The sequence below is a fragment of the Amycolatopsis sp. NPDC003865 genome (genome assembly GCF_053605345.1).
The window spans coordinates 21827-43645 of sequence record NZ_JBSGJA010000033.1 but is presented as its reverse complement, the minus strand read 5'-3'; the positions used below and the strand labels follow the sequence as shown (position 1 = coordinate 43645).

General features: G+C 73.6%; 23 protein-coding genes. 15 read left to right on the top strand and 8 right to left on the bottom strand.

All coding sequences use genetic code 11. The features are described from left to right. Positions 1-16: 16 nt before the first annotated feature. From ACWEVP_RS45875 to ACWEVP_RS45860, 4 genes are all read left to right on the top strand, one after another. On the top strand, positions 17-1333 hold the full coding sequence (locus ACWEVP_RS45875) for a hypothetical protein (protein ID WP_452068899.1): 1317 nt from the start codon (positions 17-19) through the stop codon (positions 1331-1333). Between the two features lie 3 nt (positions 1334-1336). Then, the gene (locus ACWEVP_RS45870) at positions 1337-2350 is read left to right on the top strand and encodes a hypothetical protein (RefSeq protein ID WP_452068898.1); all 1014 of its coding nucleotides are present in this window, start codon (positions 1337-1339) and stop codon (positions 2348-2350) included. Positions 2351-2785: 435 nt separating this feature from the next. Then, a complete protein-coding gene (locus ACWEVP_RS45865) occupies positions 2786-3106 on the top strand; it encodes a helix-turn-helix domain-containing protein (RefSeq protein ID WP_452068897.1) in 321 nt (106 codons plus the stop codon). A gap of 9 nt (positions 3107-3115) precedes the next feature. Further along, positions 3116-4072, top strand: coding sequence for an aminoglycoside phosphotransferase family protein (locus ACWEVP_RS45860; RefSeq protein WP_452068896.1), 957 nt, complete (start codon positions 3116-3118; stop codon positions 4070-4072). A 185-nt stretch (positions 4073-4257) separates the two neighbouring features. Here the strand turns inward: ACWEVP_RS45860 and ACWEVP_RS45855 are convergent, their stop codons facing one another. After that, positions 4258-5484: an amidohydrolase family protein gene (locus tag ACWEVP_RS45855; protein ID WP_452068895.1), complete on the bottom strand. Its 1227-nt coding sequence runs from the start codon at positions 5482-5484 to the stop codon at positions 4258-4260. A 172-nt stretch (positions 5485-5656) separates the two neighbouring features. Here ACWEVP_RS45855 and ACWEVP_RS45850 point away from each other — a divergent pair, with 172 nt between their 5' ends. Next, positions 5657-6967, top strand: coding sequence for an NAD(P)/FAD-dependent oxidoreductase (locus ACWEVP_RS45850; protein WP_452068894.1), 1311 nt, complete (start codon positions 5657-5659; stop codon positions 6965-6967). 40 nt (positions 6968-7007) lie between these two features. Next, positions 7008-8219, top strand: a complete 1212-nt coding sequence (locus tag ACWEVP_RS45845; RefSeq protein WP_452068893.1) for a PucR family transcriptional regulator — start codon at positions 7008-7010, stop codon at positions 8217-8219. Between the two features lie 46 nt (positions 8220-8265). On the opposite strand, the gene ACWEVP_RS45840 is transcribed toward ACWEVP_RS45845, so the two are convergent. Continuing rightward, complete coding sequence (locus ACWEVP_RS45840) at positions 8266-9168, bottom strand: helix-turn-helix transcriptional regulator (protein WP_452068892.1); 903 nt, start codon at positions 9166-9168, stop codon at positions 8266-8268. Between the two features lie 99 nt (positions 9169-9267). Between ACWEVP_RS45840 and ACWEVP_RS45835 the strand changes: the two genes are divergently transcribed. Continuing rightward, positions 9268-10026 (top strand): SDR family oxidoreductase, encoded by a 759-nt coding sequence (locus ACWEVP_RS45835; protein ID WP_452068891.1) that lies wholly within the window; start codon positions 9268-9270, stop codon positions 10024-10026. Here ACWEVP_RS45835 and ACWEVP_RS45830 read toward each other — a convergent pair. Together ACWEVP_RS45830 and ACWEVP_RS45825 are read right to left on the bottom strand one after the other, a co-directional pair. After that, entirely contained in the window at positions 10023-10958 is a 936-nt protein-coding gene (locus ACWEVP_RS45830) for an NADP-dependent oxidoreductase (RefSeq protein WP_452068890.1), read from the bottom strand. The genes ACWEVP_RS45835 and ACWEVP_RS45830 overlap by 4 nt on opposite strands. Positions 10959-11101: 143 nt before the next feature. After that, a complete protein-coding gene (locus ACWEVP_RS45825) occupies positions 11102-11944 on the bottom strand; it encodes a helix-turn-helix domain-containing protein (RefSeq protein WP_452068889.1) in 843 nt (280 codons plus the stop codon). Between the two features lie 65 nt (positions 11945-12009). Here ACWEVP_RS45825 and ACWEVP_RS45820 point away from each other — a divergent pair, with 65 nt between their 5' ends. Beyond that, entirely contained in the window at positions 12010-12513 is a 504-nt protein-coding gene (locus ACWEVP_RS45820; RefSeq protein ID WP_452068888.1) for a MarR family winged helix-turn-helix transcriptional regulator, read from the top strand. Positions 12514-12522: 9 nt separating this feature from the next. Here ACWEVP_RS45820 and ACWEVP_RS45815 read toward each other — a convergent pair whose 3' ends face one another. Beyond that, positions 12523-13143 carry a TetR/AcrR family transcriptional regulator gene (locus ACWEVP_RS45815; protein ID WP_452068887.1) on the bottom strand — a complete coding sequence of 207 codons (621 nt, stop codon included), beginning with the start codon at positions 13141-13143 and terminating at the stop codon, positions 12523-12525. Between the two features lie 129 nt (positions 13144-13272). On the opposite strand from ACWEVP_RS45815, the gene ACWEVP_RS45810 reads away from it, so the two are divergent. Next, complete coding sequence (locus ACWEVP_RS45810; protein ID WP_452068886.1) at positions 13273-13725, top strand: cupin domain-containing protein; 453 nt, start codon at positions 13273-13275, stop codon at positions 13723-13725. A gap of 19 nt (positions 13726-13744) precedes the next feature. Further along, positions 13745-14524 (top strand): alpha/beta fold hydrolase, encoded by a 780-nt coding sequence (locus tag ACWEVP_RS45805; RefSeq protein WP_452068885.1) that lies wholly within the window; start codon positions 13745-13747, stop codon positions 14522-14524. A 27-nt stretch (positions 14525-14551) separates the two neighbouring features. Here the strand turns inward: ACWEVP_RS45805 and ACWEVP_RS45800 are convergent, their stop codons facing one another. Continuing rightward, on the bottom strand, positions 14552-15478 hold the full coding sequence (locus ACWEVP_RS45800) for a hypothetical protein (RefSeq protein WP_452068884.1): 927 nt from the start codon (positions 15476-15478) through the stop codon (positions 14552-14554). A gap of 275 nt (positions 15479-15753) precedes the next feature. On the opposite strand from ACWEVP_RS45800, the gene ACWEVP_RS45795 reads away from it, so the two are divergent. Further along, on the top strand, positions 15754-16518 hold the full coding sequence (locus tag ACWEVP_RS45795; protein WP_452068883.1) for a S1 family peptidase: 765 nt from the start codon (positions 15754-15756) through the stop codon (positions 16516-16518). Between the two features lie 53 nt (positions 16519-16571). Here the strand turns inward: ACWEVP_RS45795 and ACWEVP_RS45790 are convergent, their stop codons facing one another. Next, positions 16572-17702 carry a serine hydrolase domain-containing protein gene (locus ACWEVP_RS45790; protein ID WP_452068882.1) on the bottom strand — a complete coding sequence of 377 codons (1131 nt, stop codon included), beginning with the start codon at positions 17700-17702 and terminating at the stop codon, positions 16572-16574. Between the two features lie 49 nt (positions 17703-17751). On the opposite strand from ACWEVP_RS45790, the gene ACWEVP_RS45785 reads away from it, so the two are divergent. The 4 genes from ACWEVP_RS45785 to ACWEVP_RS45770 all read left to right on the top strand — a co-directional run bounded on the left by ACWEVP_RS45785 (position 17752) and on the right by ACWEVP_RS45770 (position 21302). Further along, positions 17752-18138: a MerR family transcriptional regulator gene (locus tag ACWEVP_RS45785; protein ID WP_452068881.1), complete on the top strand. Its 387-nt coding sequence runs from the start codon at positions 17752-17754 to the stop codon at positions 18136-18138. A gap of 100 nt (positions 18139-18238) precedes the next feature. Continuing rightward, complete coding sequence (locus tag ACWEVP_RS45780; protein WP_452068880.1) at positions 18239-18991, top strand: SDR family oxidoreductase; 753 nt, start codon at positions 18239-18241, stop codon at positions 18989-18991. Then, positions 18988-19758: an SDR family oxidoreductase gene (locus ACWEVP_RS45775; RefSeq protein WP_452068879.1), complete on the top strand. Its 771-nt coding sequence runs from the start codon at positions 18988-18990 to the stop codon at positions 19756-19758. Before ACWEVP_RS45780 ends, ACWEVP_RS45775 begins: the two co-directional genes overlap by 4 nt. Further along, entirely contained in the window at positions 19755-21302 is a 1548-nt protein-coding gene (locus tag ACWEVP_RS45770; RefSeq protein ID WP_452068878.1) for an acyl-CoA carboxylase subunit beta, read from the top strand. The genes ACWEVP_RS45775 and ACWEVP_RS45770 overlap by 4 nt, the downstream gene beginning before the upstream one ends. Here the strand turns inward: ACWEVP_RS45770 and ACWEVP_RS45765 are convergent. Beyond that, a complete protein-coding gene (locus tag ACWEVP_RS45765) occupies positions 21299-21814 on the bottom strand; it encodes a dihydrofolate reductase family protein (RefSeq protein ID WP_452068877.1) in 516 nt (171 codons plus the stop codon). The two genes, ACWEVP_RS45770 and ACWEVP_RS45765, sit on opposite strands and share 4 nt — an antisense overlap. Between the last annotated feature and the right edge of the window lie 5 nt (positions 21815-21819).

The following is a 21819-nucleotide window of genomic DNA, read 5'->3' as shown; positions in this document are numbered from 1 at the left end:
CAACGGAGACAGCGTCATGTTCTTCCCCTTGGCCAAGATTTTCGGCACGCAGCGGGTGTTCCGCCTGCATCCCTGGCAGATCGCGTACTTCCTCGACGAGGTGTGGGACGGGGCCCGCCGGACGCCGCAGATCCCGGACCCGGCCGGGTCGGCGGACCTCAGGTTCTTCGCCACGTTCTTCGACGACACGGTGCTCGACGCGCTCGACCTGCCGACCCAGCCGGGCGACGACACGTTCACCTCGACCGACGGGCTCAACGCGTTCCTGGCCCCGTCCGGCATCAACAACGACGTGCCGTTCAAGTTCGAGTGGAACGGCCGGCCGAACCGGCTGTTCTGCCCGCCGCTGCTCTGGCACCACCTGGCCTACGCCTACGTCCTCGAGAGCACGGGCATCGTCGAGATCTTCGCCGAGGTCGTGCGGCGGCTGCTGGTCGGCGAGACGCTGGGCGTGCTGTCCCCGGACAGCATCGCCTGGCTGCGCGCGACCGAGCAGCTGTTCTTCCGCGACATCCCGACGTTCTCGGTGGCCAGCGTGCTCAGCGAGGTCCGCCCGTTCGACCGGACCAACCGGCGCAACGCGTACTGGCGCATGTTCGGCCTGGACCTCGCCCACCCGGTGCCGCCGCTGTGGGCGAGCTCGAGCCCGCTGGCCGACTGGAAGGCGCTGACCGGCCCGGTGAACCTCGACTTCCGCCAGAAGTGGAGCGAGTTCCTGCGCCAGGTCTGGATCGGCCTGGAGAACACGGCGAACAACAGCGGCCCCAACCCGACCGACCCGGCCTACATCGCGCTGCTGTCCACCGCGATCAAGGACCTGCTCGGCAACCGCCGTCGTGGCGGCGCGCTCGCCCGCGAGGAGTTCGCCTACGTGACGATGCTGAACTGGTTCCACCTGACCGTCGACACCGACACGTCGGTGATCGTCGACCTGCAGGCGCAGGCGAGCAACCCGGCCGACCGGCTGGGCGCGCTCGGGCAGAAGGTCGGCATCACCCCGGCGCTGCGGTCGCGGGAGCTGTTCGACCTCGCCGAACCGATGTCGACGCTGCTGCGCGGCATCGAGCTCGGGCTGTTCGACACCGAGGACACCGCGGCGACCTTGTTCACCGGCAAGAACAACCTCGTCACCGACGCCCGCTCGGTGATCAACAACTGGCAGTCGGCCACCGGCGAGCGCGTCAAGGAATCGCCCGCCTACCCGCGTCCGGTCGTCACCGGCACCCAGCCGTTGCGGGTGCCCAAGCCCGCGTCGCCGCCGGCCGTCACGGCGCCTTCGCCGTCGCCGAACGGCATGACGGCGGCGCCGTCGCTCAATGGCCAGAAGGTGTGAGCTGTGCGCGCCTGGACGCTCCCCGAACCCCGGTGGGAGTGGGAGTGGACCCACTCGCCCGTCGCCGGGCTGCCGGCGCCGGAGCGGGAAGGCCCGCCGCGGCGGGCCCCGGCCGGGACCACCACCGTGCGGACGTGGGCCGGTGCGTTCACCGCGGACCAGTACACGCTCCTGGAAGTGTTCCCGCCCGGCGGTCGCCTGCTCGTCGGCCACGGGGCGGACATCACCATTTCCTTCCGGCCCGGCCCGCTCGTCGAGGCCGACCGGATCGAGTTCGTCCAGCTGGCGCGCACGGTGCAGAACGACGAGCCGTACAACAAGTACACCGCGAACGACAAGGAGACGCGCACCGCCGAAAGCCGGATGGTGCCCGGTGACGGCGCGCACATCGACCAGTTCCCGCGGGTTCCGTCGCCGTGGTTCGCCCCGGCGACACCCGGGTGCCGCCGCAGGGACGCGGCCGGCAGGTGGCAGGCCACCGACGCGTCGATGCACGACCCGCCGACCTTGAGTTCCGGTGACATCGGCACGTCGGCGGCCGAGGCGCACACGGGGGCGTGGAGCCAGCAGTTCGAGACGGCGGTCGTCGCGACGGCGGGTGCCCAGAAGGGCACCTACTACGGCTCCGTGCGGTGGGGCTGGCGCTGGCCGGAACCCCTGGCGCGCCGGGATCCGGAGCTGCTGAAGTTCGAGGTCGTGTCGGCGGACGTGCCGTCGACGCTTTTCCGGGCCGCGGCCAAGCTGTGGAACGACAGCCTGACCTCCGAGGGTGCCCGGCCGGAACCGGTGCCGATCTCCGAGAACCGCAGGGTGAAGGCGAAAAGCGCGCGGCTGTGGGACAACCCGGTCACGCGGGCGACGATCGCCGTGCTGCCGAAGGGCACGCCGGTGCAGCGCATCGACGTCCGCCCGAGGTCGAGCACGCCGTCGCAGTCGTGGTTCTGGACGAAGGTGACCGTGACCGGCGGGCGGGACGCCGGAAGGACGGGCTGGCTGTGGCTGACCGATCTTTCCTAGCCGGCCCGGGCGGGCTCCACAGCCCGTTCGCGGCGGACGTGCCCGGACTGTCCGATGTGGACCGCCACTTCTCGGTGGAGCGGGAGCCGGCGGACTGGGCCGGCACCGCGCCCTTGGCCGTCCAGCTGCTCGTGTCCGGCGGAAAACGGGACGAGAACTGGCTGACCGACCTCGTCTTCCACGCCGGCGACCCAGCGGGGAAACCGCGAACTGCTGCGGGAGCAGAACACCGTCGTGGCGCCGTACTACGCCAGGATCCGCGACCTGGAGGACTTCGACCTGATCCCCGACCGGATGTCCCGCGGCGAGCTCGTCGCCCGCCGCCGGGCTGACACCCGCCCCGGCTGTCGACGGATTGTCGACGGGACCTGGGACCGTGGGCGGTGTTCGCCGGTGCGGACGCACGGCGGGTGTTCGGGGCGAGGGGGAAAGAGCGTGGAAACCGGGTTGGTGTGTGGTCCGTCCGGGGTGCTGAGCGACCGGGAGCTCGAAGTGCTCGCGATCGTCGCGCAGGACCGGACCGATCGGGAGATCGCGAGCCGGCTGGCGATCAGCGAGCGCACGGTGCGTGCGCACGTCAGCCGGATCATCCGGAAGCTGGGGGTCGCGTCCCGGGTGGGCGCGGCGGTGGTGTTCGTCGAATGGAAGGCGCGCGTCGAGCCGGCCGGGGTGCCGGCGGCCTGCGACGTCGGACTGGACGCCGGGGCGGAGCGAAACCTGGTGTCCGCGGGCCACCGGAGCCGGCTCGCGCGCTAACGTGCCGGTGTGGTCGCGGAGCCGTCGGAGGAAGTCCTGCGCTGGGCGGCCGGCGCGGTGGGAAGCGACGCGCGCGTCACCGCCGTCACGGGTCTGCGGGAGGGCGCCAACCCGTGGCTGCTGCGGTTCGCGCCCGCCGGCCCGGTCGAGGCGGCCGTGCTGCGCCTCGGCGACCCGGCCGACCCCGGCGACCGCCTGCGGTTCGCCACCGAGGTGGCGGCGCTGCGGGTCGCCGGTGACCACCGGCTGCCCGCGGCCCGGCTGATCGCCACGGACCTCGACGCCACCGCGACGGGCGCGCTGGCCGTGCTGAGCACGGTCCTGCCCGGGAACAGCAGGATCCCGCCGTCCGCCTCCGCCGAGCGGCTGCGCCGCCTGGGCGCCGCGGCGGCCGCACTGCAATCGGTCCCGTTGCCGCCTGGACCGGCTCTGCCGCTGCGGACCCGCTCGATCGCGGACGTGGACTTCGCGGCCCGCCGCCGCGAAAGCGGGACCACCGCGCTGCTGACGGCCGCCGAGGAGCGCCTCGCCCGGCTCGCCGTGCCCGAAGGCCCGACGGTCTTCGTGCACGGCGACCTGTGGCACGGCAACACCCTGTGGTCGGGTGACCGCTGCACCGGCCTCGTCGACTGGGACTGCGCCGGCGCCGGGTCGCCGGGGCTCGACCTCGGCGGCGCGCGGTTCGACGCGGCCCTGCTGTTCGGGCTGCCCGCCGCCGGGCAGGTGCTGACGGGCTGGGAGCGGGCGGCCGGGCGGCGGGCCGCCGACGTCGCCTACTGGGACGTCGTGGCGGCGACCTGCACGTTGGCCGACATGGCGTTCTGCGTCCCGGTCATGCACGACCAGGGCCGGCCGGACCTCGACGCCGGTGTCCTCGGGCAGCGCCGGGACGCGTTCCTCGAAGACGCGCTGGCCCGGCTCGACGGCACCGCTTCCCCGGCGGGGCAGGCGAATCCCGGAACGTGACGCCCCCCGTCGCGGCCCGCCCGTCAGAGCCCCGCGGCGACGCCTTCGTCGTACCGCGGCAGCGGGTTCGTCGGCACGCCGAGCTTCGCCGGCCCGGCCGAGCAGGCGGATCGTGTCGCGCTCGTTGCCGTTGTCGCAGACGTGGCCGTTCGGCGCGCACCCGGCGGTTCCCGGCGGGTCGCGGGTCACCGGATGTCCTTGACGACGCGGCCGCGCTGGAGCACGACCTTCACCTGCCGCGGATCCTCGAACACGAGCGGGTCGGCCAGGGGATCGCCGCCGAACGCGGCGAGGTCGGCGAGCTTGCCCGGCTCGATCGTGCCGACCTCGTCGGCGATCCGCAGGACGCGCGCGTTGTCCCGGGTCGCCGAGACCAGCGCCTGCATCGGCGACTCGATCTCGCTGCGCAGCACGAGTTCGTGGCCGCGGCGGTCCTGGTTCGGCCCGATGTAGTCCGAGCCCGAGCCGATGAGCACCCCGGCCGCGCGGGCGGCGCGGATGGCGCCGGCCTGGCCGTCGATGACGTGGCCGACGCGCTCGCCGATGTGCGCGGGCAGCCCGGCCTCGGTCGAGTCCTTGAGCAGCGCGTGCGCCACCGCCAGCGTCGGCACCAGCGCGACGCCCTTTTCGGCCATCAGCGCGGCCGTCTCCGCGTCGACCGCCGAACCGTGCTCGACGCACTTCACGCCCGCGTCGACGGCCGTGCGCAGGCCTTCGTTGTTGTGCGCGTGGACCGTCACGTACGTGCCGCGGGCCCGGGCCTCGGCCACGGCGGTCGCGATCTCCTCGTGGGTGAACTGGGTGTCGGTGAGCTTGTCGTGGCGGGACACGACCCCGCCGGTGACGCACATCTTGAGGAAGCCCGCCCCGCGCCGGAACGCCTCCCGGGCGTTGCGGCGCACGGAGTCCGGGCCGTCGGAGAGCAGGGACAGCGCGAACAGGCCGGGGACCTGGCGGGCGTCCCAGTCCTCGGCCGAGTCCCACTCCGCGCCGAGGTAGCCGTGGCCGCCGGTCTGGGCGAGGATCGGGCCGCAGTGCAGGACGCGCGGGCCGGGGACGCGGCCGTCGGCGACGACCCGGGCGAGGCCGTCGTCCACGCCGCCGGTGTCCCGGACGGTCGTGAAGCCCGACTCGAGGGTCCGGCGGCAGTTGGCGAACATGTCGGCGGCGATCTCGGCGACCGACAGCTGCCGGGACGTGCTCAGCTTGTCCAGGTCACTGGACAGTCCGAGGTGAACGTGCGCGTCGATGAGCCCCGGGGTGAGGACCAGGCCGGTGAGGTCCAGGACCTCCGCGCCGGCCGGCGGGGTGCCGCCAAGGGCCGCGATCCGGCCGTCCTCGACGAGAACGGCCTGGCCGGGGACCGGATCCGCGCCGGTCCCGTCGATGACGGTCGCTCCGGTGAGCCACATGAACCACTCCCGTCCGTGCGTGGGTGCCTCCGCCCACTGTCGTCCGGACCGGCGGCCGCGGCCAATGGACATCCGTCGTCCCGGGCCGGCCCGGATCGCGACAGCTGTCGGGCGACGGCGGGCGCCCGGCTGCGCACACTGGGTCGCGGGACCCACCGGGAGGACGAAGACGATGAGTGCGGAAGTCACCGCGGACGCGGTCGTGGTCGGCGCCGGGGTGATCGGGTCCGCGATCGCGCTCGAACTGGCCAAAGCGGGCCGCCGGGTCGTGGTCGTCGACCGCGCGAGCGGTGCCGGGCAGGGCTCGACGAGCGCCTCGAGCGCCGTGATCCGCTACAACTTCTCCACCCTCGCCGGGGTGACCACCGCCTGGGAAGCGCGGTTCTGCTGGTCGGCGTGGGCCGAGCACCTCGGCCACGACGTCGGCGACCTGGCCCGGTTCGAACGCAGCGGGCTGGTGATGCTCGACGTCGACGCGGCCCCGCGGGCCGGCTGGCTGCCGCTGTTCGACCAGGTCGGCGTGCCGTACGCGGAGTGGGACACCGCCACCCTGCTCGAGCGCGTGCCCGGCCTGGACGCCGGCCGGTTCTGGCCGCCCAAGCGCATCGACGACGACGCCTTCTGGACCGACGCCACCGAGACGCTCGGCGGCGTCTACACACCCGACGCCGGGTACGTCACCGATCCGCAGCTCGCGGCGCGCAACCTCGCCGCGGCGGCCGCACGGGAAGGCGCCGCGTTCCGGTTCCGCGCCACGGTGTCCGGAGTGGAGTCCCGCGCCGGCCGGGTCGGCGCCGTCGTGCTGGCGGACGGCACGAAGATCGCCGCGCCGGTCGTCGTCAACGCCGCCGGACCCTGGTCGGGCAAGCTCAACGCCCTCGCCGGGGCCGGCGCGGACTTCACCATCGGCGTGCGGCCGCTGCGGCAGGAAGTCGCCCACGTCCTCGCGCCCGAGGGCTACCACCCGCCCGGCGGGGTGGGCCCGGCCGTGGCCGACCTGGACCTGGGCACCTACTTCCGCGGCGAGGTCGGCGGCGGGCTGCTCGTCGGCGGCACCGAGCCCGCGTGCGACCCGCTGCACTGGCTCGACGACCCCGACGACGCCGCCCCGCACCCGACGATGGCGGTGTTCGAGGCCCAGGTCACGCGGGCGGCGCGCCGGCTGCCCGGGTTGCGCGTACCGAACCGGGCGCGCGGGGTCGTCGGCGTGTACGACGCCGCCGACGACTGGACGCCGATCTACGACCGCACCGACTTGCCCGGGTTCTACGTCGCCATGGGCACCAGCGGCAACCAGTTCAAGAACGCCCCGGTCGTCGGGAGGCTCATGGCGACGCTGATCGACCGCGTCGAGGCCGGTGCCGACCACGACCGGGATCCCGTCCGCTACCAGGGCGTGCACACCGGCCTGGAGATCGACCTCGGCGCGTTCTCCCGCAAACGCGAGCGCAACACCGGCAGCTCGGGGACGGTCATGGGCTGAGCGGCGCGTTACCGTGGACGGCAGCCGGGAAGGGAGTGCCGTGGCCGACCGGGATCTGCAGTCCATCGTGGACGAACTCGCCGAGCGCCTGCGGCGGTCGGTCGCGATCGACGACCCGGCCATCCGCCTGCTCGCCGCCAGCCGCCACTTCGGGGACGAGGACGCCCTGCGCGTCAGCTCGGTGATGAACCGGGCGGTGGAACCGCGGATCGTCGACCACATCCTCGCCCAGGGCATCAGCCGCTGGGTCGCGCCCGGCGTCGTCGACGTCGAGGGCGCGATGCCGCGGCTGTGCGCGCCGGTGCGCTGCAACGGCATGCTGCTGGGCTACCTGTGGCTGATCGACCAGGACGGCACGTTCACCGAGCACGAGAAGGCGGCCGCCGGCGAGGCGGCCGCGACCGCCGGGGCGATGCTGCTGCGCCGGCTGCTGCTGCACGAGCGGTCGAAGGCGCGGCAGGAGGGCGTCCTGCGCGAGCTCGTCTCCGGCGACCCGGCGGTGCGCGCGCAGGCGGTCGAAGACCTGCGCGCCGAGCAGCTCTTCGGCGACGAGAGCGGCCACTTCACCGTGCTCGCCGTGCAGAGCCGGGCGGCCGCCGCGCCGCAGGAGATCGCGTTCGAGGCAGCCGTCGAGGAGGGCGTCCGCGTGGTCGCCGGCGACGTCGCGCTGATGGCGGCGAACCGGTCGCGGGCGTGGATCCTGCTCGTGCAACGGGTTCCGCCGTCGCGGGCGCTGGTCGACGCGGTCGCCGAGCGGATCACGACCCGCTTCCGGCGGCTCGGCGACGGGAACGCGCGGCCGGTGTTCGGGCTCGGCGGCACGGTGACGGCCCTCGGCGACGTCGTCACCTCCTACCGGGAGGCGCTGCTGGCCGCCCGCGCGGCCCTGCTGCTGCCCGGCATCGGGTCGCCGGCCCGCTGGGGCGAGCTGGGGCCGTACGAGCTCCTGCTGAAGCTGCCGCCGGAGGACCTGCTCACCGCCTCCCCGGAGCCGGCGCTCGCGGCGATCGAGCGGGAGGACACCCACGACGTCCTGCTCACCACGCTGACCGGCTTCTTCGACCACGGCGGCAACATCCAGCGCACCGCCGACTCGCTGCGCGTCCACCGCGCCACGCTGTACCAGCGGCTCAAGCGGATCGAGCAGATCACCGGCTGCAGCCTCGACGCCGGCGACGACCGGCTGATGCTGCACCTCGGGCTCAAGCTGCGGGTCCTCGCCGCGGCCTACCGCGACCAACGGGGTCGCTGAGCATCGCCGAACGGCCGGCGGGTCGCACTCGGGCTGTCGAGCCCCGTCATGGGCGGGGCGACGGCGCTGACGGGTCTGCTGCCCGGGTGGTCGCGCCGGCCGCGCTGCCGGCGTCCTCGAATCGCTCGTTGCCCAGCACGGCCAGCAGCTGCAGCTTCTCGAACGCCTCCGTGCGCGGGGGCGCCGTCAGCACCAGCAACGCCTGCGACTGGTCCTCGGTGAACAGCGCCTGGCAGTCCACCTCGATCTCGCCGAGCTGCGGGTGCACGAGCACCTTGTGGTCCTCGAACCGCTTCGCGACCTCGTGGCGCTCCCACAGCTCGGCGAACTCCCCGCTCTCGCGCTGCAAGGCCCGCACCAGCTCCCCGGCCCGGGAGCGCGGGCCCATCGAGCCGTGCGCGGCCCGCAGGTTCGCGACCAGGGCGCGGCTCTGCCGGTCGCGGTCGTCCGCCGGGTAGATCAGGCGCTCGGCGGGGTCGGTGAACCAGCGGTAGATCTCGCTGCGCGCCAGCCCGGTGTGCTCGGCTTTGCCGCCGTACAACGCCTCGGCGAGGCGGTTGCGCACCAGGACCTCGCCGAGGTTGGACAGGATGAGCGCGGGCGTGTCCGACAGCCGGTCCAGCACCCGCAGCAACGCCGGTGCCACGTGCGCGGCCGTCGCCGCGGGGGAGGGGGCCGCGCGGCCGGCGACTTCGAACAGGTAGTCCCGCTCGTCGTCGGTCAGGCGCAGCGCGCGGGCCAGCGCGGCCAGCATCTGCTCACTCGGCTGCGGGCCGCGTTGCTGCTCCAGGCGCGTGTAGTAGTCCGTCGACATCGCCGCGAGCGACGCGACTTCTTCCCGGCGCAGCCCGGCCGTCCGGCGGCGCGCGCCCGGCAGCAGCCCGACGTCCTCGGGACGCAGCTGCTCCCGGCGCCGCCGCAGGAAAGCCGCCAGTTCCGCTCGGTCCATACCCCCAGTATCGCGCCTGCCGCGGCCGCAACCAGGGAGCGCCGATCCCCCGATGAGCGCTCTCTGCCCACCGCCGCCGGACCGGGCGAAGGTGGGGGCATGGACATCACCGGAAACACCCTCTTCATCCCCGGCGCCACCAGCGGCATCGGCCTGGCCCTCGCACTCGCCCTCAAGGACCGCGGCAACACCGTGATCGTCGGCGGGCGCCGCACCGGGCTGCTGGAGCGGCTCGCCGCCGAGCACCCCGGCCTCGGCACCGTCGAAATCGACACCACCGACCCCGCGAGCGTCCAGGCGGCGGCGAAGGACGTGCTGGCCCGCTACCCCGAGCTGAACGTGCTCGTGACCATGGCCGGCGTCATGCGCGTCGAGGACTGGCACCGGCCCGAGACGTTCGTCGAATCGGCCGAGAACATCGTGACGACCAACGTGCTCGGCCCGATCCGGCTGATCGGCGCGTTCGTCGAGCACCTGCGGACCCGGCCCGACGCCACCATCATGACCGTCTCCTCGGGCCTGGCGTTCGCCCCGCTGAAGGTGACCCCGAGCTACAACGCGTCGAAGGCCGCGATCCACATGCTCAGCGAGTCACTGCGGCTGCAGCTGGCGGACACCTCGGTGAAGGTCGTCGAACTGGTGCCGCCGTCGGTGCAGACCGATCTGCTGCCCGGCCAGGCCGAGAACGAGCACGCCATGCCGCTCGGCGAGTTCGTCGCCGAGGTCATGACCCTGCTCGAAACCCGGCCGGACGACCGGGAAATCCAGGTCGAGCGGGTCAAGTTCCTCCGCTACGGCGAGGTCCGCGGCGACTACGACCAGGTCGTCGCGGCCCTCAACGGCACCGATCCGCACTAGACCGTCACGACGACCTTGCCGTGCACCGCGCCCTCGGCGGCGCGGGCGTGCAGGGCCGCCAATCCGGCCAGCGGCACCCGTTCGGCGACCTCGACGCGCAGCTCGCCGGAGTCGACCAGTGCCACCAGCTTCGCCAGCTGGCCGGCGTCGCTGCGGACGAACAGGTCGACGCCGCGCACGCCGCGGTCCTCGTCGGACGGCGCGGGCATCCACACCGTCGTGTTCACCAGGGTCCCGCCCGGCTTGACCAGGGTGACCAGCGCGGCCAGCTCCGCCGGGTCGACCGGCGCCAGGTTGAGCGCGAGGTCGACCGGCTCGGTCACCGCGGCCGGCACCGTGGTGGTGGTGTGGTCGACGATCTCGTCGGCGCCGGCGGACTTGACCGCGGCGGCGCTGTGCGGGCCGGCCGTCGCGATGACGTGGGCCCCGGCCGCCTTGGCCAGCTGGACGGCGTAGCCGCCGACCGCGCCGCCGGCGCCGTTGATCAGCACGCGCCGGCCGGCGGTCAGCTTGCCGTGGTCGAACAGCGCCTGGTGGGCGGTCAGCCCGACCAGCGGCAGGGCGGCGGCGTCGGCGAGCGGGACGTTCGCGGGCGCGGCGGTGAGGACTTCGGCCGGCGCGAGGACGTACTCGGCGGCGGCGCCGGGCTTGTCCATCGGCAGGAAGCCGACGACCGGGTCGCCGACCGCGAGGCCGTCGACGCCTTCGCCCAGCGCGTCGACCGTGCCGGCGACGTCGAGACCGGGGGTGTGCGGCAGCTCGACCGGGATCGGGCCGCGCATGAAGCCGCCGCGGATATTGCCGTCGACGGAGTTGAACGAGGTCGCGGCGACGCGGACCCGGACCTGCCCGGCGCCGGGAACCGGCACCTCGACGTCTTCGTAGCGCAGGACTTCGGGGTCGCCGTAGTCGTGGAAACGCACTGCCTTCATCGGACTCTCGCTTTCGGGAAGAGCTTCGAATTCGAAGCAACTACGGGCACGGTACTGCTGCTTCGAATTCGAAGCAAGTGAGGCCGGTCACCCTCGCCGGGCTCTTGATCCACTCGGGTCCAGGATCGTCGGCGCGGGCCCGGTCAGCCTGGGCCGGTTTGGCCCACCCTGAGCACGGCCGGCGCGTCGGACGCGCGGACGAGTTCGCCGAGGCGGGCCGCGTCGGCCGAACCCGGGGCCGCGGTGAGGACCACCGCCATCAGGTCGTCCCCGGGCACGCCGAGCAGGGAGCCGTCGAGCGCGATGCCGTCGCCGTCCGGGGTCCGGAACACGGCTCGGTTCTCGAAGGCGTAAGCGGTTTCCGGGCTGCGCCACAAAGTGTCGAACACGCGGCTGGTGCCGCGCAGCTCGTCGACGAGCTCGGCGAGCGCCGGGTCGGTGGGGTAGCGCAGCGAGGTGTCCCGCAGCCGTGCGGCGAGCGCGGCCCGGAACCCGGCCTGGTGCTCGTCGGTCCGGGCGATTTCCGTTCGCGGGTCGCAGAACGTGCGCCAGGCGACGTTCCAGTCCCGGGCGCTGGTCGCCGGCGTCCCGCCGAGCGCCAGCCACGCGCCGTTGACCGCGATGGCGTTCCACGAGGCGTCGGTCAGGAACGCGGGGGTGCCGCCGAGCCGCTCCAGCAGCCGCATCGCCGCGGCACCGGCTTCGCGCGGCACCCGGCCGTCCACCGGGGCGTACCCGGCCAGGGCGCAGAGCCGTTCGTAGTCGGCGCGGCCGACCCGCAACGCACGCGCGATGGCGGTCACCACGCCGGCCGAGGGGTGGCGGCGCCCCTGCTCCAGCCGTCGCACGTAGTCCGCGGACACCCCGGCCAGCTCGGCGAGCTCTTCCCGGCGCAGGCCGCGCACCCGCCGCCGGGTCCGCTCGCCGGCCGGCTCGGTGTGCTCGCGCAGCCAGCGGACGGCGGCGCCGAGTTCGGACAGCGACATGGCGACAGTTTGCCCGGTTTCGCGGCCACCCGGGACCTTCGAATTCGAAGCAGTAGACTCCGGTCATGGCCGACGCACCACCGTCGCTCGACCCCGTGCAGCTGGGCGCGTACTTCGACCTCATCGAGGTGACCAGCCTGCTGCGGCACGCGGTCGAGCAGCAGCTGCGCGAGGCCGGCGAGCTCAGCTACGTGCAGTTCCAGCTGCTGGCCCGGCTCGGGGACGCGCCGTCGGGCAGCCGCCGCATGACCGACCTGGCCGACGGCGTCGTCTACAGCCGCAGCGGCCTGACCTACCAGGCGGGCCTGCTCGAGAAGGCGGGCCTGGTGGAGCGCGCGCCGTCGCCGGACGACGAGCGCGGCATCACGGTGACGATCACCGACGCCGGCCGCGAGCGGCTCGCGGCGGTGCTGCCCGGGCACGTCGAAGTGGTCCGCGGCCTGCTGTTCGAGCCGCTTTCCCGCGAGGACGTCGAGCGCCTGGCGACGGTGCTGGCGCCGGTGCGCGACCACATGCGCTCGACGCCTCCGCGCTCGGCCGCGCCGCGCAAGCGGGCCAGGGGCGGGTGAGGTTCCCCGTCAGCCGGCCGTGAATCCGGGGAGCGCGGCCGTGACCAGTGTGCGCGCGGTGCGCTTGAGGCTCGCGATCGCCGCTTCGGTGTCCAAGCCGCACAGGTCGGTGAGGGAAAAGAACGCGTCGGCGCTGACCACCGCGGCGAGGTCCTGCTTGAGCTGGGCCAGCCGGCGGGCGGCGGCGGGCGTGTCCACCGCGATGACCGGGTCGAGCGCCTCGTCGATGAGCCCGAACCGGAAGCCGGGCCGGGCCTGGGCGCGCGGCGGGTCGAGCACTGTCGCCGCGATGACCGCGCGGACCGATCCCTGGTAGGACACCACCCGGCGCAGCAGGACGTCCGTGGCGAACTCCAGCCGCTCCGCCGGGTCGGTGGTGCCCGCGACCGGTTCGAGCGCTTCGGCGGGGGCCGGCCACATGCCCACCAGCGCGGCGTTGATCAGTTCCACGATCTCGGAGAAGTGGCGGTAGGCGGTCGCCTCCGAGACGCCGGCCAGTTCGGCGACCTCGGGCATGGTCAGCGTGCGGCCGGAGGCGATCAGCGTCCGGCACGCGTCGACGATCGCGGCGCGGGTCCGCGCCTTCTGCTCCGCCCGGCTGACCCGTTCGCGCTTGCTCGTCGTGGGCATCCCGCTCCTGTTCCTCCGGCTCCGCGTCCGATTCTCTCCCACGCTGCCAGTCGCACTCGTGAGAGTCTACTTGCGCGAGTTGACTCTCGTAAGTACGTTGGCGGCAGAACCCCGGACAAGGAGCGCGGCATGGCGGACGTATCGGTCGTCGGACCGGAGGGCGGCGAGTCGATCGGCATCGGCACGACCGTGGTGCGGATCCTGGAGGACGGCAGCACCACCGGGCACCGGCTCGGCATGGCGGAGATCGTCGTCGCCCCGCACACCGACGGGCCGCCGCAGCACCGGCACGCCCAGCACGACGAAGGCTTCTACGTCGTGTCGGGCCGGGTGACCTTCACCGTCGGCACGCAGGAGCACCACGCGACGGCGGGCACGCTCGTGATGGTGCCGCCCGGAGCGCCGCACACCTTCGCCAACCACGGCGACGAGCCCGCGGTCATGCTCAACACCTTCACCCCGGACCTCTACGTCGGCTACTTCCGCGACCTGCGCGCCATGATCGCCGGCGGGGGCACCCCGACGCCGGAAGCGCTGACCGAGGTCATGCGGGCCTACGCCACCGAGCCCGTCACCGACTGACCACCCCAGGAGCGCACCCATGACGAACACCCAGCGCGTCGACCTCGAAGACCTCGGCCCGGTCGACCTCACCTACACCGCGTACGGCACCGGCCGCCCGCTGCTCCTGCTGCACGGCGGCGCGGGACCGGCGTCGGTGACCGCGTTCGCCGAGCGCCTCGCCGCGGACGGCTTCCGGGTGCTCGTGCCGGTCCACCCCGGGTTCGAGGGCACCCCGCGGCCCGAGCCGCTGACGACGATCGCCGGCCTGGCCCGGCTCTACGCCGCACTGCTGGACGGGCTCGACCTCACCGGCGTCACGGTGGTCGGCAACTCCATCGGCGGGTGGATCACCGCGGAGCTGGCCCTGCTCGGGTCCCCGCGGGTCGCCCGGGTGGTGCTGGTCGACGCGGTCGGCCTGGACCTCCCGCAGGCGCCGATCGCGGACTTCTTCGGTCTCACCATGGACCAGGTGGCCGAGCTGAGCTACGCGGACCCGGACGCGTTCCGCGTCGACCCCGCGAAGCTGCCGCCCGAGCGCCAGGCGGCGATGGCGGGCAACCGCGCGGCCCTGCTGGTCTACGGCGGCACGACGATGACCGACCCGACGCTCCTGGGCCGGCTGCCCGCGGCGACGGCGCCGGCGCTGGTGGTGTGGGGAGCGGCGGACCGGATCGTCCCGCCCGGCCACGGAAAGGCCTACAGCGACGCGCTGCCCGACGCGAAGTCCGTGCTCATCGAGGACGCCGGCCACCTGCCGCAGCTGGAAACGCCCGGGAAGCTGCAGGAGCTGGTCACGGAGTTCGCGGAGAACGCCTGACGGCCTCAAGCGGGCCGCCCCGCGCCCTCACGGCCAGCTCCACCGCATGCCCCGGATGCCCGGCCCGCCGCCGCTGGTGAAGACGTGCGCCGGGGCCGCCGGGGACAGCGGTACCGCCGTCACGTCCCGCTCCGGGCCGCCCGGCGAATCCAGCCGGTAGCTCTCGCACGTCGCCGGCAAGCCCGCGAAGTGGACCTCCAGCAGGTGCTCGGCCACGGGGTGGCGGAACCGGCGGTCGTAGCTCGTGTCCGGGACCCCGTCGGTGTAGGCGAATTCGTACTCGAGGATCGCGGTTTCGCCGATCGCCAGCGACCGGCCCGGCACCAGCTCGCTGAGCACGAACCCCGGCTCCGCCAGCACTTCGGTCCGGACCGGACGGCAGTAGCGCGTCGACACCAGCCGAGGCGGCCGGCCGGACACGCAGCCGCGCAGCGCCACCACCTTGGCCTGCACCGGTTCTTCGACCGCGCGGACGACCTCGCGCACGCGAAGCCGGGTCAGCAGCCGGTCGGCGCCGACGTGCAGCTGTTCGTGCAGGCTCACCACCACCAGCGACGTCTCCTCGGCCGCGTCGAACGACCGCAGCGCCGGGAGGACCCCGTTGCGAGGTCCCCACAACCGCTCCCACCGCACCGGATCCGGCGTGCCCGGGCGGCCGGGGCGGGCCAGCAGCTCGGTCAGCGCCCGCGAGGGCACGCCGAGGACGTCCTCCAGCACAGCCACCGCGCGCAGCGAATCCGGCCGCTCGGGCCGGGTCCGCCCGGTCCGCCAGTAGCTGAGCGTCGTCGTGCTGACCGGCACGCCCGCGGTCGCCAGCCGGTCGCGCAGGCGCGCGAGCCCGAGTCCGCTGCGGTCGATGGCCAGGGAAAGCGCCCGGTTGAAGGGGCCGGCGGCCAGGGCGCGTGCCAGCTCCCGCTCGGCGAGGTCCGGGCGCGGCACCGCGAACAACGGCATCGGTGATCCTCGGTGTCGGTGCGGGGAAAGGCTTTCCGGGACAGGCGGATCACGCGCGGCCGGCACGGGCGTCCGGTGGCGGGGTGGGCCGGACCGCCTTTGGTGTAGCAGCCGCGGATCACCGCTGTCATCCGACGAACGTCGGCCGCGGCGAGGGCAACCCGTCGAAGGAACTGTCTTGTTCCGTTGATCGGCTCGGATCTTCGGACGGTTACCGGCGGCGCACCGCGCGCTTACGTTCGGTGAGTCCCCACCGGTTCCCCCGAGGAGTCCCCATGCGTAAGTCATCTCGCCGGTTCGCCCGCGCCGCCGCGCTGCTCGCCGGCTCGGCCGCCGCACTCGCGACGCTTGCCGCGCCCGCGTCGGCCAGTGCGCCCGTCGCGCCGCTGTCGCCCGACGCCCAGCCGTCGATCATCGGCGGCAGCACCGCCCAGAACCCCGGCTACATCACCCGCTTCAACGGCCACGCCAACGGCTACACGTTCTTCTGCACCAGCACGCTGATCGGCGCGCGCTGGGTGCTGACCGCCAAGCACTGCATGTACGACAACAACGGGCAGCGGCTGACCGACATCGACCTCTACGTCGGCTCGAACAGCGCTTCCGGTGGCGTGCACGCGAAAGCGTCGTCGACCTACGTCTACTCCGGCGGCGACCTCGCTCTGATCAAGCTGAACACCACCGGTGGCAGCACGTACGCGCGGCTCGCGTCGAGCTCCTCGGACGCGCAGGAGGGCGACGGCGCCACCGTCTACGGCTGGGGCGCGACCCAGTCGACCGACGAGGGCAGCCACCAGTCCAGCGTGCTGAAGCAGGCCTCGGTGCAGATCTCCGACACCTCGGCGAGCGACTACTTCGGCGGGCCGGCGATCTCGGCCGACACCCCGGACGGCGCGGTGGCCGGCGGTGACTCCGGTGGCCCGATGGTCGACGACGGCGTGCAGGTGGGCGTCTGCTCGACCAGCGACCGGTCCAGCACCACGACCTACGGCAGCGTCGCCGCGGGCCGCAGCTGGATCCGCCAGGTCAGCGGCGTCTGACCGACCCGGGCCGCCGGCCGTGCCCCGACCGGCCGGCGGCCCGTACCCACGGCTCAGCCCAGGGCGGCGTAGATCGCGTCGACGTAGGCGGTGCTGCGGTCGGAACCGATGACGCCAGGCCCCATCCTGTTCATCACGTAGGAGATCGTCAGGCGCCGGTCGAGATCGGCGATCACGACCGAACCGCCCCAGCCGCCCCAGAAGCAGACCCGGCCCTCCGGTACCCACGGCACCGCGTCGGGCCGGGGGAGCGCGTAGCCGATGCCCCACCGCAGCGGGATGCCGAGCCCGAGGTCGACGCCGTTCGCCTGTTCGGCGAAGACGAGGTCGAGCGTGTCCGGGCCGAGCAGCCGGACGCCGCCGACCGTGCCGCCGCGGGCCAGCGTCGAGAGCAGCCTCGCGACCGAGCGGGCGTTGCCGTGGCCGTTCACCGCGCCGAGGTCCGCGCGGCGCCACGCCGGGGTGTTGGCGACGGCCGCGTCGACGGCCGGGCCGGTCAGCGTCTTGGCCATGACGCTGCCGGGTTCGAGGTCGAACTGTGCCGCGGGCGGCGGCACGACCGGTGCGATCCGCGGCAGGTCCGCCGCCGCGGCCCCGATCCGGAAGTCGGCCTCCAGCGGGCCGGCGAGCTCCTCGGCGACGAACTCCTTGACGGTCTTGCCGCTGACCCGCCGGATGACCTCGCCCGCCAGGTGGCCGAAGTTCGTGGCGTGGTAGCCCGAGGCGGTGCCCGGCGGCCACCACGGCGCCTGGGCGGCGAGCCGGGCCGTCGTCTTCTCCCAGTCGTAGAGGTCCTCGACCGTGGCGGGCTGGTCCAGCCCGGACACCCCGGACGTGTGCGACAGCAGGTGCCGCACTTCGACGTTCTCCTTGCCGTTCTCCGCGAATTCGGGCCAGTACCGGGCGACCGGGGCGAAGACGTCGAGGTCGCCCCGGTCGGCCAGCACGAGGGCGGCCAGGCTGACGACGGTCTTGGTGGTCGACCAGACGTTGGTGATCGTGTCCCGCTCCCACGGCGTGGTGCGCGCCTCGTCGCGGAAGCCGCCCCAGAGGTCGACGACGAGTTCGCCGTCGAGGTCGACGACCAGGGAGGCGCCGAGCTCCTCGCCGGAAGCGAGGTTGCGCCGCAGCGCGTCGCGGACGGGGGCGAAGCGGGGTTCGTGGGTTCCGTGCACTTCGGTCATGGCCGTACGCTAAAACCTGACGCCGACGTCAGAGGCAAGGGTGAAGTGCGTGCGAATCGGGGAGCTGGCCGCGAAGACGGGCGTGAGCGTGCGGGCGCTGCGGTACTACGAGGAGCAGGAGCTGCTGGTCTCGCAGCGCAGCCCCAGCGGCCAGCGGCAGTACGCGGACGCCGCGGTCGGCCGCGTAGAGCTGATCCGGCAGCTCTACGCCGCCGGGCTGTCGAGCCGGACCATCCTGGGCATCCTGCCGTGCGTGGTGACCGGCGAGGTCACGCCGGAGCTGCTGGCGCGCCTGATCGCCGAACGCGACCGCATCGACGAGCGCGTCCGCGACCTGACGGCGACCCGCACCCGGCTCGACGCGATCATCGCGACCTCCCGCGGCTCGCTGTCGGCGGGAAAGCCCTGCGCCGTTCCCGGCGCGCGCCCGGTGTGACGCGCGTCGGCTTGAGACGATGGCCGCGGCGCGCATAATGGGCACCTGACCGACCGCTTAGCATGTGCCGGGTACCACACCGCGAAGGAGACACACAGCCGTGAACTCGTTCAAGGATCGCGTCGCGATCGTCACCGGGGCCAGCCGGGGCATCGGCCTCGGGATCGCGAAGACGCTCGTCGAGCGCGGGGCCAAGGTGTGCATCACCGCGCGCAAGCCCGAGGCGCTGGAAGAGGCCGTCAGCTCCCTCGGCGGACCGGACGTCGCCATGTTCGTGCCCGGCAAGGCCGACGACACCGACCACCAGGACGAGGCCGTCGCGAAGACGATCGAGACCTTCGGCCGGCTCGACTACCTGGTCAACAACACCGGTATCAACCCCGCCTACGGCCCGACGCTGGACATCGACCCCGCCGCCGCGGCGAAGATCCTCGGCGTCAACGTGCTCGCGCCGCTCGGCTGGACCAAGCGCGCCCGCGACGCGTGGATGGGGGAGCACGGCGGCGCCGTCGTCAACGTCGCTTCCGTCGCCGGCCTCGGCGCTTCGCCGGGCATCGGCATGTACGGCGTCAGCAAGGCCGCGCTGATCCGGCTCACCGTCGAGCTCGGCGCGGAGCTCGGGCCGAAGATCCGCGTCAACGCCGTCGCGCCCGCGGTCGTCAAGACGAAGTTCGCGACCGCCCTCTACGAAGGCCGCGAGGAAGAGGTTTCCGCGGCCTACCCGATGAAGCGGCTCGGCGTGCCGGCCGACATCGCCGGCGCCGTCGCGTTCCTGCTGTCCGACGACGCGGGCTGGATCACCGGCCAGACGATGGTCCTCGACGGCGGCGTCACCCTGGGCGGTGGCCTGTGACCGGCGTCGTCGTCACCGGCGGCGGCGGGGGCATCGGCGCCGCGCTCGCCCGCCGCTTCGCCGCGGAGGGTGCCCAGGTCGTCGTGGCCGACCTCGACGGTGACAAGGCCGCCGAGGTCGCCGCCGAAATCAAGGGCACGGCCTTCGCGGGCGACGTCGCCGGTCCCGAAGGTGTCGCGAAGCTGGTCGACAGCGCCCGCGAGACGCTCGGCGAGATCGACGTCTTCTGCGCCAACGCGGGCATCGCGCCCTTCGGTGGCGCGGAAAGCCCCGAAGAGGTCTGGGCGCGCACCTGGGACGTCAACGTCATGGCGCACGTCCGCGCGGCCAACCTGCTGCTGCCCCGCTGGCTCGAGCGCGGTCAGGGGCACTTCATCGCGACGGTGTCGGCGGCCGGGCTGCTGACCAGCCTCGGCTCGGCGCCGTACTCGGTGACCAAGCACGGCGCGCTCGCGTTCGCCGAGTGGCTGTCGGCGACCTACCGGCACCGCGGCATCACCGTGCAGGCGATCTGCCCGCAGGGCGTGCGCACCGCGATGCTGGAGAGCACCGGCACCGCCGGGCAGCTGCTGATGGGCGCGTCGGCGATCGAGCCGGAGCAGGTCGCGGACGCGCTGTTCGCGGCGATGGAGGCGAACCAGTTCCTCGTGCTGCCGCACCCGGAGGTCGCGGAGTACTACGCGGCGCGCGCGACGCAGACCGACCGGTGGCTCGGCGGGATGAACAAGCTGCAGCGCAAGGTCGAAGCGGCCGTCGAAGCCGGATGAGCTGGCAGCCGGAGGTCGACGAGATCGCGCGGCGGCGCGCGCTGGCCGAGCGCATGGGCGGGCCGGAGAAAGTGGCCCGCCAGCACGCCGCCGGGCGCTCGACGGTCCGCGAACGGATCGCGGCGCTGGCCGACCCCGGCAGCTTCGACGAAATCGGGGCGCTCGCCGGCACGGCGTCCTATGTGGACGGATCGTTGGACGCGTTCACCCCGGCCAACTTCGTCATCGGGACCGCCCGGCTCGACGGCCGCCGGGTCGCGATCGGCGGCGACGACTTCACCGTGCGCGGCGGCGCCGCCGACGCCGCGATCATGGAGAAGCAGGTCCACGCCGAGCGGCTGGCGAACGAGCTGGGCCTGCCCCTGGTGCGGCTGATCGAAGGCACCGGGGGCGGCGGCAGCGTCAAGATGCTGGAGCAGCACGGGTTCACCTACGTCCCGGTCAACCCGGGCTGGGACCTCGTGGTGGACAACCTGTCGGCGGTGCCGGTGGTCGCGCTCTGCCTCGGCCCGGTCGCCGGGCTGGGCGCGGCGCGGGCGGTCATGTCGCACCTGAACGTCCTCGTCGAGGGCACGGGGCAGCTGTTCGTCGCCGGGCCGCCGGTCGTCGAGCACGCGACGGGGGAGGACCTCACCAAGGAGGAGCTCGGCGGCGCCGACGTGCACCGGCGCAGCGGCGCGGTCGACCGGATCGTGGCGTCCGAAGCCGAGGCGTTCGCGGTGGCGAAACGGTTCCTGTCGTACTTGCCGTCCTCTGTGGACTCGTTGCCGCCGGTCGGGTCCACCGCGGACCCGGCGGACCGGGCCGACGAGGGGCTGCTGTCGCTGGTGCCGCGCAACCGCCGCCACCCGTACCGGCTGCGGCCGTTGCTGGAGGGCGTCTTCGACTCGGGTTCGGTGTTCGACTACGCCGTGTCGGGCGGCTCGGCGTACGCGGGTCTGGCGCGGCTGAACGGGCACCCGGTCGGCGTGCTGGCCACGGACCCGTACCGCGGCGCGACGCTGACCCCCGAAGGTGCCGACGTCATGACGCGGCTGGTCGACCTCTGCGAGACGTTCCACCTGCCGCTGGTGTCGCTGACGGATCAGGCGGGCATGGTGATCGGCGCGGCGGCCGAACGCGCGGGCGCGATCCGGCACGGCGCCCGCGCGGTGACGGCGGTGTACCAGGCGCGGGTGCCGATGGCGGAGGTGATCGTCCGGCGCGTGTTCGGTGTGGGCGGCGCGGGCCAGGTCAACCGCCACCGCCTGGTCCGCCGCTGGGCGTGGCCGTCGGGCGACTGGGGATCGCTGCCGGTCGAGGGCGGCATCGAGGCGGCCTACCGGGCCGAGCTGGACGCGGCCGACGACCGGACGGCGCGGATCGAGGAGATCCGCGCCCGCCTGGACGCGGTGCGCTCGCCGTTCCGCACGGCGGAGCGGTTTTCGGTCGAGGACGTGATCGACCCGCGCGAAACCCGCGCGCGGCTGTGCGACTGGGTGCCGGACGCCTACGCGGTGCTGCCGAAGCTGCTGGGCCGTCCGGCGTTCGGGCTGCGGCCCTAGCGGATCACCCGGTACCAGTGCGGCCGCAGGAGCTCCAGGCCGACGGGCTTCCCACCGGGGCGGTCGAACATCCGGACGCCGTCGCCGAGCAGGACGGGAACGGGCAGCGCGAGGATCTCGTCGAGCAGCCCGGCGTCGAGGCACTGCCGGGCGACCTCGGCACCGAGGACGTTGACGTACTTGCCACCGGCGGCTGCCTTCGCTTGTTCGACGGCTTCGGCGAGGTCGCCGGCGAAGGTGACGCCGGGCGCCGGGGGAGCGGGCCGGTGGGTGAGCACGAACTGCGGGCCGTCCCAGCCCCCGCCGAAGGCCTTGCCCTCGCCTTCGGTGCCGCGGTGGGGATCGTCGCCACCGTAGGTCCGGCGGCCCACCAGCAGCGCGCCGACCTCCGGGATCAGCTCGTCGACCAGCGGATCCGGGCCCAGGTGCGGCGTCAGCCAGGACATGTCCCCGCCGGGGCCGGCGATGAAGCCGTCGAGTGAGCAGCTGAAGCCGTAGAGCAGTTTCGCCATGGGTT